Consider the following 12,681-nt stretch of genomic DNA (forward strand, 5'->3'; position numbering starts at 1 on the left):
CAGTAGATTTGCTTCACATTTTTTCACTCTGTTCTATAGGTTAACTGTTAGCTGAAAAGGGCTGACAGGTGAGAAAAGATCGTTGCCGGCACACCGGGGGGATGGGGATGGAGATTGACCTGTATGAGGTAAACGCCTTCAGCCACCGGCCACAGGGCGGCAATCCGCTCGCGGTAATGCTGCTGGATGAGTGGCTGGGGAGCCTGGCCTTGCAGATACTTGCCAGCAAGGGGGGCAAGCCGGAGACGGCATTTGTGGTGCGGCGCGGGGAGAAGTGCGAAATTCGCTGCTTCTCTGCCCAGCGTGAGATTGACCTGTGTGGCAGCGCCATTCTGGCGGCGGCCGCGGTGATCATGGATTTCTTTGACCGCCGGTTGCGGCGGATGGATTTTGTCCATCCACAGGGCACGGTGGGGGTGTGGCGGCATGGCGGCAAGCTCAGCCTGGATCTGCCACAGTGGACGTTGAAGCCGCGCCTGCATCCCGGCCCCACGCTGGCGGCGCTGGGCGTGGAGCAGGGCGAGGTGTGGCAGAACCGGGATATCGTGGTGATTCTGGAGAACCGGGAGCAGGTGGCGGCGTTGCGGCCAGATTTCAGTCGGCTGGCGAAGCTGCCCTCGCCGCTGGTGGTGGTCTCGGCGTCCGATGGCGGGCAGGGCTATGTGCTGCGCGCCTTCAGCCCGGCGGCTGGCATTCCCGAGGATGCCGCGACCGCCACCGCCCACTGTGCGCTCGCGCCCTACTGGGCGAACAAGCTGGGCTGCCCGCACTTGCACGCCGAGCAGCTCTCGCCACGCCGGGCGGAGTTTGAGTGTGAGCTGCTGGGCAATCGGGTGATTGTCGCCAGCCAGGTGTTGCAGGTGCGCCATAAATTGCTGACGCTGCCCGAGGGCATGAACTTGCCCTTTTCCCATTAACCGCCGGCAGGCAATCGCCTGCCGGCCCCTTCCGCTATTCACGCCACGGCTTTACCCATCGGTTTACGGTGCGCGACCGCTCAATAAATAACCAATCCGTTTAATTAACGTTTATAAAAGAAATTCCCGCCTTAACACATTCCGGCTTATTTCCCGCCGCGCATTATTACAAAGCAAGCTAATTATCCTCACCGTTGTTATAAATAGCCCGGTTGCAGGCACACTCTATTTCCTGCGTCAAATTCTATTTAGGTAGACCACTGTTGGTATCCTCACAAAATTAGCAGTGGGCAGGCTGTTACTCTGTAACAAAAAGACATGCTTTTGCACCAAAACAGGGCATTGCACCGCCATCAGGCAGGGCTATAGACAAAAAAATAGGGTATACAGTCACTTATTTGCTATAGCCTTATTAACATTTTGTAACATTGCTTTTCACAAAAATGTCAATCGTGTGGTTATTTTTTCATTTTAACTTTTTGTGCGTAATGCTATGGTTGCTTTCGCTTACACAACCAAGCAATTATAAACAAATCGGCAACCATCCGTTTAAATATCTATTTAATACAGTGCGCGCTGCTTTTTCCCGGTAATTATCGGGCCGGGAAAGGCTTGCCTGAAATAAGCAGCGACCACCACGCACGGGATGCCAGCCGGAATAAATCGCATCACAAAAACCACAATGACCAAAGAGTCAGAATTTAAATCAAGGAAACGCAATAATGATGAAGCGCAGTGTGCTGGCCCTGGCAATCTCCTTAATCGCCGCCTCAGGCATGTCGAACGCGGCCGAAATTTATAATAAAGATGGCAACAAGCTCGATTTATATGGGCGTGTCTCGGCCAAGTATGTGTTTGCCGATGACGCCAACGCGGACGGCACCTATGTCCGTTTCGGCTTCAAAGGGGAGACCCAGATCACCGACCAACTGACCGGCTACGGCCAGTGGGAGTATAACGTCCAGGCCAATAACTCCGAGGGCAGTGATGCCCAGACCGGCAACAAAACCCGCCTTGGCTTCGCTGGCCTGAAGTTCGGCAAATATGGCTCCTTCGACTATGGCCGCAACTATGGCGTGGTCTATGACGCCGAGGCCTATACCGACATGCTGCCAGAGTACGGCGGCGACACCTGGTCCCAGACCGATAACTACATGACCGCCCGCTCCACCGGCCTTGCCACCTACCGTAACCTCGACTTCTTCGGGCTGGTAGAGGGCCTGAACTTCGCCGTGCAGTATCAGGGCAAGAATGACCGCGACGGCAGCAGCGTCGAGCAGCGCGGCAATGGCGACGGCTATGGCTTCTCGGTGGAGTATCAGGACATCGGCGGCTCCGGCATTGGCGTCGCGGCGGCCTACTCCAACGCCAACCGCACCGCCAACCAGAAGGTCTCCGCGATTGGTTCCGGCGACACCGCCGAGTCGTGGACCAGCGCCATCAAGTATGACGCCAATCAGGTTTATCTGGCGGCCATGTACGCTGAAACGCGCAACACCACCCGCATCTCCGGCACCACTGACGGCGGCGTGGCCATCAGCGGCTATGCCAACAAAACCCAGAACCTGGAAGCGGTGGCCCAGTACCAGTTCCTTAACGGCCTGCGTCCCTCCATCGCCTACCTGCAATCCTGGGGCAAGGACATTGAAGGGGTAGGCGACGCCGACCTGGTGAAATATCTGGAAGTGGGCGTGACCTACTACCTGAACAAGAACATGTACACCTATGTGGATTACAAGGTGAACCTGCTGGATGACGATAACGCGCTGAACCTGTCGACGGACGACGTGGTCACGGTGAACCTGACCTATCGTTTCTGATGCAGTGCTGAGTTCGTTACCCTCCCTGTGTCTGAGCGGGTAATTAGCAAGCGGAGCCTCTGGCTCCGCTTTTTTTATGGGGGAAGACCCGCCGGGCGGCGGGTGGGGGCTTAACGGGCGTTCGCCAGCGGGGCGATGGATTCGCGTTTGATGCTCTGCACCGGGATGCGGGCGACGCAGTTCTCCTGCGTCTCCTCTTTCAACATGCGGATCAGCAGCTCGACGGCGGTGCGGCCGAGCTGGCCAGCATCCTGACGGATAGTGGAGAGGCGTGGGGTGATCAACTCCGCGTAGTTGGCGTCATCAAACCCGACAATCGACATATCCTTCGGGGCGCTCAGCTGGTGGGCGCGCAGGCCATCCAGCAGGCCGAGCGCCAGATAGTCACTGCCCGCGAAAATGGCAGTCGGCGGCTCCGGCAACGCCAGCAGGCGGTCGATGGCCGTCTGGCCAAACTCACGCGTGTAGTCGCCGCACAGCACCAGCTCTGAATGGTAGGCGAGGCCCGCCTGCTCCAGCGCCTGCCGGAAGCCCTCGCGCCGCTCGCGCACGCTCATCAGCGCGTCTGGCCCGCCGACATAGGCGATACGCCGGTGACCAGCGTCAATCAGTTGCCGCGTCGCCAGCTGTCCGCCAGCGACATTGTCAGCGAACACTTTGGGCACCTCAGCGCCCGGCACATCCTCATCGATCAGCACAATATTGCTCTGGCCCTGTAGCTCCGCCAGCAACCGGCCATCATCCGGCTTGTTGGTGGCGAACAGCAGGCCATCCACCTGGCGGGTATCCAGCCAGCGGATGAATTGGCTCTCTTTCTCCAGGTTATTGCGCGTCACGCACAGCACCAGGCTGTACTGGTGCGCGGAGGCCGCCGCTTCCGCCGCCTCTGCCAGTTCGGCAAAGAAGGGGTTGCTGATTTCAGGCAACACCAGCCCGATGGTCTCGCTGCCACCCTTGCTCAGGCGGCGCGCCAGGCTGTTGCCACGGTAATTCAATGTGCTGATAGCATCCTCAATCCTTTGCGTCGTCTGTTGCGGCAACACGATACTGTTGTTCAAGTACCGTGAAACCGTGGCCTTAGACAAGCCAGCCAGACGAGCCACATCCGATAGAACCACCCGTTTATTCGCCATAAAAGTTCACTCTGTCAGCGGTTTAATGTGTATTGCTACCTCTATTGTTAGCACAAAATGTCAGGCGATTTAACATTATCTGCTCTTACCACTAACGTAGCGGCACCACTCGCAGCATAAATGCAGGCGACAGGCAGGCAAACGCTTACCTTGCACGCCAGAGCGCAAGCCACTGGCCGCATAGCTTGTAGCCCGATGGACTATGTTACATCAAGGTTAAAAATTAGTTTTTGGCGGTCACTTGTTGAGGTGAGGTTTAGGATTAAACGCAGAGATTCGGTGAACATGACTTGAACCGTTTCAACTGCGGGCAGGGCGGGAAATGTGGTTTTTGGCGCGCCAGCCAAGAAAACAGGCAGCGCGCCCGGTGGTCACTTTTGTTCATCGGCGATGATGGAGATGCGGCCGTTGGTCTCAAGGATGGCGTATTTGATCTGGCTGGTCTGCTCCAGTCCCTGCTGGCGCGCCACCTCCATTACATCCTCCAGGTCAATGCGCAACTGCTGCATCCGCTTGTCGAGCGTGCGCCCATGCTCCACCAGAATCACCGGCGAGCCGTCCAGCAGTAAATCAGCAACGGGTAGCCGGTGCTTGAGCTGGGAGAAGAGGATATCCATCGCGATCAGGGTGCCGATGGTAATGAAGGCCCCGGTCAGGGAGAAGTCACTGCCCAGCAACGCCTGCTGGGTCGCCTCACTGATGATCAGCAACAGGATAAAATCAAACGAGGTCATCTGCATGACGGTGCGCCGGCCAGCAATCTTCAGCACCACCATCAAAAAGAGATACATGCAACCCGCACGCAATACCATATCCATCTCTGTTCTCCTGTCAGGGGTAGACCCATTGCTCAAACACCAGTGGCGGATGGCCCGCCAGTACCGCCTCATTGCGGTAGTGGCCGAAGGATTTCGGCTGCACCGTCAGGTAGAGGGCGGTGGAGGGCGAGGCGCTGGAGGTGGGCAGGGTAATGATCATCTCGTTGCCGGTGGTGACCATCTGCGCGGTCTGCGGCTGGAGCGCCACAATCTCATAGTGGCTGGCGAAGTCACCGCCGAGCCGCACGAGCGCCGGTGTCCGCCCGTGGGGCCAGACATGCAGCACCATCTGGCTCTCGGACTGCTGGCGGGCGAAGCGGTCATACTTCATCTGCACGCTGCGATCCGCATTCAGATCCACGCGGTCACTGAGCCAGCCGCTGGAGAACAGCCCAAGCAGCGCCGCCCCGATAAAGCCAAACAGCAGCAGGGTGCCCACTCTCTCCAGCCACAGCGCGCGGCGCAGCCAGTGCATATTCTCCTTCACCGGGTAGTGGCGGCTGGTGAACTCATCATCCTCATCAGTAGGCATGGCATCTCATCCATTGGGTAGGGGTGTGATAAGCGTAGCCCAGCGGCCGCGGCAGATCCTTGCCGCACAACGAAAAACGGCCAGCATAAGCTGGCCGTGGTAGACAAAAGGAGGGGTTACAGCTTGCGGTTGTCGGCAGTGACGCCCACAGCACGCGGCTGGGTACGACGGCCCCAGGCACCGGTGGCGCCAGAGATGATGCCGCCGATGATCAGCATAAAGAAGCCATACCAGCTGGCAGTGGAGACACCCTTGGCAGCGGCATCAGCGGCTTCACGCGCTTTCTGCTCGGCCTGTGCCTTCAGCTCCTGGTATTTCTGGTACGCCTGCGCATAGGTCTGCTGCGCGCGCTGGACGATGGCATCCACTTCCTGATCGGATTTGCCGGTACGGGCTTTGATGATGTTTTTCAGGGCATCCAGATCAGCGGCCTGCAGGGTGCTGTTGTTACGGCTGATCACGCCGCTCAGCCACTGGTTCAGTGCCTGATTCGGATCCTGGTTCGGGTTCTGGGCAACGTTGTTGGCCTGATTCTCGGCGTTGTTCGCCTCAGTGTTGGCCTGCTGCTCCAGGTTCTCCGGTTGCAGCTCTGGTTTGCCAGTCTGGCGCAGGGTGGTTTCCAGCTCGCCTTGCAGGTCATCCAGGTTGATGTTGGCCTGTTGCAGCTGGTCTTTTACCATCTGGGTCGCCTGCGGGGTGACATTGGCAATGCCGCTGCCCATGGCGCGCAGGCCGGAACCGGCCACGTTTACCGCGCCGCCGACGGCGGAGGAGATCAGCGCAATCATCAGGTAAGTACAGACGAGTGTGTTAACGCCCCACACCAGCAGGCCGTGCAGCATCCCTTCACGCTGGGCCAGACGGCCCGCGATGTAGCCACCCACCGCAAAGGAGAGCAGTACGGTAATGACCATCCAGACCAGCGCGCCAGTGCTCAGGCCGCTGAAGGGGTTGCCCTCCTGCAACGGATCGATGGTGGCGGCGCCAATCGCCGTACCCAGCATCGAAAGCAGCAGGTAAGTCACCATCGACAGGATCACGCCGGCGAACACCGCGCTCCAGGAGATCCGTTTCAATGGCGTCAGCGGCGCGTTCGGGGCGTACCCGGCGCGGTTATCCTTGGTCAAGTCGGCATCGTAATTGGTCATAATGTTGTTCCTCGCAATTTTCCGTGGGTACCCAGAAATTGGGTCTGAACTCCTCTGCTGCCCAGTGGCCCGCGCCCGGCATACGCCGTGGTCTGGAGGGTGTTGCTCTGAATTATTCCCGCCACGGGACAGTGTTTTTCACGCATTACAGGGTTAAGCGTAGACAGTCCCGCCATTCATGCCATTGGCGGCAAAGTAAAATTTGCCGGGTTTGCATTAGGCCGTGAGTAAGGTGCTGATTGTTAAACGATGAAATTTAAGAAAAATTCTCGAATTGTGAGGAACTTAACAGAACGTTCAAATAGTCCATAAAATCCGTCGTTTCCGTCACAATCCTGCCGTCGCCCCGGTGGGCGGCGGCACAATCTCCTGCCATGCCGCCAGAGGGGTGAGGGAGCGCCCGGTGGCGCGGGGCCGGGCAGGGTGCAGGGGCCACGCGCCGGTGTTATGGTGCCTGTTTTACTGAGATGACCAGAGGGAGAGGGATATGGACAAAGCGCGCAGCCGCGCCGGGCAGCCGGGCATCCAATGGCGGGATCTGTCGCCGTCAGCGATCATTGCCGGTTTTGTGGCGGTGCTGGTGGGCTACACCAGTTCAGCCGCCATCATTTTTCAGGCGGCGGAGGCGGCGGGTGCCACCCCGGCGCAGATTGGCGGCTGGCTGGCGATGCTGGGGCTGGCGATGGGCCTCTCTTCGCTGGGGCTGTCGCTCTATACCCGCGCCCCGGTGCTAACCGCCTGGTCAACCCCCGGCGCGGCGCTGCTGGCGACCAGCCTGCCGGGCATCGGGCTGAATGAGACGATTGGCATCTTTATCTTCGCCAATGCCCTGATCCTGATCAGCGGCGTCACCGGGTTGTTCGCCCGCCTGATGAACATCATTCCGCCCGCGCTCTCTGGCGCGATGCTGGCGGGTATCCTGTTGCGCTTTGGGCTGGGGGCCTTCGCCCCGTTGCAGGGAAACCTGGCATTGGCCGGTGGCATGTGTCTGGCCTACTTTCTGGCGCGCCGCTGGCTGCCGCGCTTTGCCGTGCTGCTGGCGCTGGCCGCCGGGCTGGTGATTGCCGCCCTACAGGGGAGTATTACTTTTTCCCACCAACCGCTGGCGCTGGCGACCCCGGCCTTTATCCAGCCAGCGTTCAACCTGCACAGCCTGATTGGCATCGGCATCCCGTTCTTTGTCGTCACTATGGCGTCACAGAATGCGCCGGGTATCGCCACCCTACAGGCGGCTGGCTACCGGGTGCCCATCTCGCTGCTGATCAGCGCCACCGCACTGCTGGCGCTGCTGCTGTCGCCGTTCGGCGGTTTCTCGGTCTGCATCGCCGCCATCACTGCCGCCATCTGCATGGGGCCGGAGATCCACCCCGACCCGGCGCGCCGCTATATGGCTGCCGTCGCCGCCGGGCTGTTCTACCTGCTTGCCGGGCTGTTTGGCGGCTCCATCGGTATGCTGTTCAGCGCGCTGCCCGCGCCGCTGATCCAGACCATTGCCGGGCTGGCGCTGCTCAGTACGCTCTCCGGTAGCCTCAGCCGGGCGTTGCAGGAGGAGCAGGGGCGTGACGCCGCCATTGTTACCTTCCTCATCACCGCCTCCGGGCTGACGCTGTGGGGCGTCGGTGCTGCCTTCTGGGGATTGGTGGGCGGTGTGCTGGTCTGGCTGCTGCTGCCACGCACGCGTTAAGGCAGAGGCGGCGGATGGCGTCTATCCTTACACCTTGAATTCATGGACATCCAACCCGGAGAGACGCTGATGGCTGATTCACACGACCAATCCCACCATAACCCAGGGCTGGACGCCTTCGAGGAGCTACAGAATTTGGTGCACACCCTGCATCACCACGGCGTGCTGCGTTTCGCCAACGAGGTAGTCTCCGCCAACAATGCCATTGCCGGGGCGCTGGTGGATGGGCTGAACAAGCCGGGCACCCTCAATGCGGTGCAGAACCTCTCAGTGCTGATGCAGGCGCTGTCGAGCGTGCCGCCTGAAACCTTCTCCCGCGTGGTGTTCGCCATGAAGGAGGGGATGGAAGCGGTCGGCCGCCAGCCGCCGGCCAGCGAGGCACAGGCACCGGGGCTGACCGGCTTCTATCACCTGCTGAATGACGAGAGCGTCTGGCGCGCCGTGACCCCGATCCTCAATGGCCTGCGCGCCTTTGCCGTCAGTATGGAGCAGCCCACCCCGCGACCTGCGCCGCCCTTCACCGGCAAGCCCGGTAGCCTGTGACCCCGCCGCGCGCCCGGCACACCCCCGTGGCGCGCGGAAATTTCACTTATGTAACATTTAAACACTCTGAAACATTCCAACCAGTTCATTAGCAACCTTTTAATAGGCGCTCACCCCCCAGGCCGTTATCCTTGCCGCCTTTTACCCTATTCTGCGCCATGCTCCGGCCGGCACGGAATCACGGCAGACAGGTACCCCCTCCGGCATGGCCCATTTTTCGCACCATCAGGCACCGTTTCGCGACTATCCCGCAGAATCCCGTCTCTTTATCCGCCGCGCGCTGGTGGCCTTCGTCATTGTGTTGCTGCTCACCGGGGTACTGATAGCCAACCTCTACCGCTTGCAGGTGAAAGAGCATGGCTTCTACCAGACCCGCTCCAACCAGAATGACATCAAGATGCTGCCCATCGCCCCCAGCCGCGGGCTGATCTATGACCGCAACGGCATCCCGCTGGTGCGCAACCTGACGCTCTACCAAATTGAGGTAACGCCCGGCAAGGTGCCGGATCTGGAGGCCACCCTGAAGGCGCTGACGCCGATTGTTGACCTGACGCCGGAGGAGATTGCCGAATTCCATGATGCCGCGCGGCATACCAGCCGTTATAAACCGGTAACGCTGAAGATGGAGCTGACCGACAGCCAGGTGGCGCGCTTTGCCGTCAACCAGTTCAAGTTCACCGGCGTCACTGTCGATAGCTACCAGCAACGCGAATACCCCTATGGCGGCCAGCTGGCGCACGTGGTGGGGTACGTCTCCAAGATCAACGACCGCGACGAACAGCGGCTGGAGAAGGAGGGTGTCGCGGAGAACTATGCCGCCGACCACAATATCGGTAAGCAGGGCATCGAGGGGTACTATGAGAGCGTGCTGCATGGCAAGACCGGCTACCGCGAGGTGGAAGTGGACAACCACGGCCGGGTGGTACGCCTGCTGAAGGAGCAGCCCCCGCAGGCCGGGCAGAATATCTACCTGACCCTCAGCCTGCCGCTGCAACAGTATGTGGAGTCGGTGCTCAAGGATCAGCGCGCCGCAGTGGTGGTGGAAGACCCGCGCGACGGCGGCATTCTGGCGATGGTCTCCAGCCCCAGTTACGATCCCAACCCCTTTGTGAAGGGCATCAGCTATAAGGCCTATAAGTCGCTGCTCACCAACCCGGATTTGCCGCTGATTAACCGGGTGACGCAGGGACTCTATCCACCGGCTTCCACGGTGAAGCCCTATATGTCCATCTCCGCGCTGTTTGCTGGCGTCATCACCCCCTCGACCTCCTTCTTTGGCGCGCCAAGCTGGGTACTGCCCGGCAGCCATCGCCACTACCGCGACTGGCTGAAGAGTGGACACGGGATGCTGAATGTCACCAAGGCGATTGAGGAGTCCGCCGATACCTTCTTCTATCAGGTGGCCTATGAGATGGGGATTGACCGCATCCATGAGTGGCTCAGCAAGTTCGGTTATGGGCAGCCCACTGGCATTGACCTGAATGAGGAGTACCAAGGGGTATTGCCCAGCCGGGAGTGGAAACAGCGCGTGCACAAGAAACCCTGGTATCAGGGCGATACCGTGCCGGTGGGGATTGGGCAGGGCTACTGGATTGCCACGCCGATCCAGATGGTGAAGGCGCTGACCACCCTGATCAATAACGGCAAGGTGAAAACGCCGCACCTGCTCTACTCAGTGAAGGCGGGCAACCATGTCACGCCCTATCAGCCACCGGCTGGCCCGACGGCGCAGATTGGTGACCCGCGCTCACCTTACTGGGGCATCGTCAAGGCGGCGATGTTCGGGATGGCGAACCAACCCAATGGCACCGGCTATAAGCTGTTCCATACCGCGCCCTATGGGATTGCCGCCAAGTCCGGTACCTCACAGGTGTTCAGCCTGAAAGAGAACCAGACCTATAACGCCAAGATGGTGCCGGTGCGGCTGCGTGACCATATCTTCTATACGCTGTTCGCCCCCTATAAGAATCCCAAGGTCGCGATGGCGCTGATCCTCGAGAACGGCGGCGGCGATGGGGTGGTGGCTGGCCCGACGGCGCGTGCCATTTTCGACCATATCTTTGACCCGTCCCATGCCGATAGCGCGGCCAACCAACAGATTGTCGATCCGGCCCGCTAGGCCCACGGTGCCTGCTGGTGATTAATCCGGCAGGCATTACCTTTCCTCGTCCTTTCTTACAAACAGCAACGGAATTGACCGGCAGGGCACGGTAATCCGCTGTAATCTAATAATAATCTTAAATCTGGCCACGCGACCCTTTCCGTGGCCCGTGCCGCCACGTTGAGTCACTTCTGGAAATAGCATGAAAAAGATCCGTCCGGGCCTCTCCGGCAAAAAACCGGCGTCCTCTCCCCGCGCACCCGCCTCCGCCAAAAATTACTCCTCCGCGCGCTTTGCCTGGATCTGCGCCGGCATTTTGGTCTGCTTCTTCCTGCTGGTGGCGCGCGTCGGTGACCTGCAACTGCTCAATGACAAGCAGCTCAATGATCAGGCCGACCAGCGTTCGGTACGCAGCGAAGTGTTGCCCGCCACCCGTGGCATGATCACCGACCGCAATGGCGAGGCGCTGGCGGTCAGCGTCGCCTCGCGTGACATCATCCTCGACCCGAAACATATCCTTGAGGCGGATACCCAGCTGGATAATGAACGTTGGCAGAGTTTCGCCAGCGTGCTGAAGATCCCGCTGAGCCAGTTGCAGCAGATGATCCGCGATAACCCGCGCAAGCGCTTCCTGTTCGCCGCCCATAAGGTCGATACCGAGATCGCTGAGTATGTCACCAAACTGCACCTGACCGGTGTCTCCACCCAGCAGGACTTCAACCGCTTCTACCCAATGGGGCAGGACGCCGCCGCGCTGGTGGGGATTGTCGGCATGGATAACCAAGGGCTGGAGGGGATTGAGCTGGGTTTCAACCGCCTGTTGCAGGGCAAGCCCGGTTTGCGCGTCTACCAGAAGGATCGGCACGGCGCGGTAATCAGCCTGCTGAAGACGGTAGACCCGGTGGCCGCACCCAACGTGACGCTGAGCATCGATAAGTTCATGCAGTATGTGCTCTATTCACATATCCGCGATGGCGTGCTGCTTAACCAAGCCGATTCCGGCTGCGCGGTGCTGGTGGACGTGAACACCGGCGAGATCCTTGGCATGGCGAGCTACCCGTCATTCAACCCGAACAACCTGGCGGATACGCCGCCGGAGAATATCCGCAACGTCGCCAGCAGTGACAGCTTCGAGCCGGGTTCGACCGTCAAACCGCTGGTGGTGATGACCGGCTTGGCGAAACACCTGATCAAGCCCGATTCGGTGCTTGATACCCACCCGTACCGGGTCAATGGCCACCTGATCCGCGACGTTGGCAACTGGCCGGAGCTGACCGTCACCGGCATCCTGCAAAAGTCGAGTGACATTGCCGTCTCCCACATTGCGCTGGCGATGCCAGCCAGCGTGCTGGTCAACGTCTACCACGGCTTTGGCTTGGGCCAGCCAACCAACCTCGGCATGGGCAACGAGAGCAGCGGCTACTTCCCGCTGCACCGTGAGGTGTGGTCAGACATCGATCGCGCCACCTTCTCCTTTGGCTATGGCCTGCGCGTCACGCCATTGCAGATGGCGCGCGAGTACGCCGCCATCGGGGCCTATGGCGTCTACCGCCCGTTGTCGATCACCAAGGTCACGCCGCCGGTACTCGGCAAGCAGGTGATGGACCCAGAAATCGTGAAAACCGTGATCCACATGATGGAGAGCGATGCGCTGCCGGGCGGCAGTGGCCTGAGCGCCGCCATTCCGGGCTACCGTCTGGCGATCAAGACCGGTACCGCCGAGAAGATGGGCAAGAGCGGCAAGTATGATGGCGGCTACATCAACTACACCGCCGGTGTCGCGCCCGCCAGCAACCCGCGCGTGGCGCTGGTGGTGATGGTCAACAACCCCAAGGCGGGCAAGCACTTCGGCGGCTCGGTAGCCGGGCCGATCTTCGGCAAAATCATGGCGCAGGTGATGGAGCACATGAACATCCTGCCGGATGCCCAGCAGCTGAACGTGGTCTCGACCATCAAGGGGTGACCGCCTTCCCAGAGCAGCGTCT

Annotated in this window: 10 protein-coding genes; 6 read left to right on the top strand and 4 right to left on the bottom strand. The window is 60.0% G+C overall.

The window, feature by feature from the left end:
* Positions 1 to 107: 107 nt before the first annotated feature.
* The gene (locus C1N62_RS08305; protein ID WP_168195841.1) at positions 108 to 917 is read left to right on the top strand and encodes a PhzF family phenazine biosynthesis protein; all 810 of its coding nucleotides are present in this window, start codon (positions 108 to 110) and stop codon (positions 915 to 917) included.
* Positions 918 to 1,639: 722 nt separating this feature from the next.
* The gene (locus C1N62_RS08310; protein ID WP_305036964.1) at positions 1,640 to 2,737 is read left to right on the top strand and encodes a porin; all 1,098 of its coding nucleotides are present in this window, start codon (positions 1,640 to 1,642) and stop codon (positions 2,735 to 2,737) included.
* A 110-nt stretch (positions 2,738 to 2,847) separates the two neighbouring features.
* Here the strand turns inward: C1N62_RS08310 and C1N62_RS08315 are convergent, their stop codons facing one another.
* The 4 genes from C1N62_RS08315 to C1N62_RS08330 all read right to left on the bottom strand — a co-directional run bounded on the left by C1N62_RS08315 (position 2,848) and on the right by C1N62_RS08330 (position 6,368).
* The gene (locus tag C1N62_RS08315; RefSeq protein WP_137763188.1) at positions 2,848 to 3,870 is read right to left on the bottom strand and encodes a LacI family DNA-binding transcriptional regulator; all 1,023 of its coding nucleotides are present in this window, start codon (positions 3,868 to 3,870) and stop codon (positions 2,848 to 2,850) included.
* 371 nt (positions 3,871 to 4,241) lie between these two features.
* Entirely contained in the window at positions 4,242 to 4,688 is a 447-nt protein-coding gene (locus C1N62_RS08320; protein ID WP_137763189.1) for a DUF421 domain-containing protein, read from the bottom strand.
* Positions 4,689 to 4,701: 13 nt separating this feature from the next.
* Positions 4,702 to 5,220, bottom strand: coding sequence for a hypothetical protein (locus tag C1N62_RS08325; RefSeq protein WP_137763190.1), 519 nt, complete (start codon positions 5,218 to 5,220; stop codon positions 4,702 to 4,704).
* Positions 5,221 to 5,336: 116 nt separating this feature from the next.
* Positions 5,337 to 6,368: a TIGR04086 family membrane protein gene (locus C1N62_RS08330; protein ID WP_240775754.1), complete on the bottom strand. Its 1,032-nt coding sequence runs from the start codon at positions 6,366 to 6,368 to the stop codon at positions 5,337 to 5,339.
* A 487-nt stretch (positions 6,369 to 6,855) separates the two neighbouring features.
* Here C1N62_RS08330 and C1N62_RS08335 point away from each other — a divergent pair, with 487 nt between their 5' ends.
* From C1N62_RS08335 to C1N62_RS08350, 4 genes are all read left to right on the top strand, one after another.
* Complete coding sequence (locus tag C1N62_RS08335; RefSeq protein ID WP_137763191.1) at positions 6,856 to 8,052, top strand: benzoate/H(+) symporter BenE family transporter; 1,197 nt, start codon at positions 6,856 to 6,858, stop codon at positions 8,050 to 8,052.
* A gap of 69 nt (positions 8,053 to 8,121) precedes the next feature.
* Positions 8,122 to 8,595 (top strand): DUF1641 domain-containing protein, encoded by a 474-nt coding sequence (locus C1N62_RS08340; protein ID WP_137763192.1) that lies wholly within the window; start codon positions 8,122 to 8,124, stop codon positions 8,593 to 8,595.
* Between the two features lie 205 nt (positions 8,596 to 8,800).
* The gene (mrdA, locus tag C1N62_RS08345; RefSeq protein ID WP_137763193.1) at positions 8,801 to 10,714 is read left to right on the top strand and encodes a penicillin-binding protein 2; all 1,914 of its coding nucleotides are present in this window, start codon (positions 8,801 to 8,803) and stop codon (positions 10,712 to 10,714) included.
* Positions 10,715 to 10,898: 184 nt separating this feature from the next.
* Positions 10,899 to 12,659, top strand: coding sequence for a penicillin-binding transpeptidase domain-containing protein (locus tag C1N62_RS08350; protein WP_137763194.1), 1,761 nt, complete (start codon positions 10,899 to 10,901; stop codon positions 12,657 to 12,659).
* The last annotated feature ends 22 nt before the right edge of the window (positions 12,660 to 12,681 follow it).

The organism is Nissabacter sp. SGAir0207, from assembly GCF_005491205.1.
In the GTDB taxonomy this organism is placed as follows: domain Bacteria; phylum Pseudomonadota; class Gammaproteobacteria; order Enterobacterales; family Enterobacteriaceae; genus Chimaeribacter.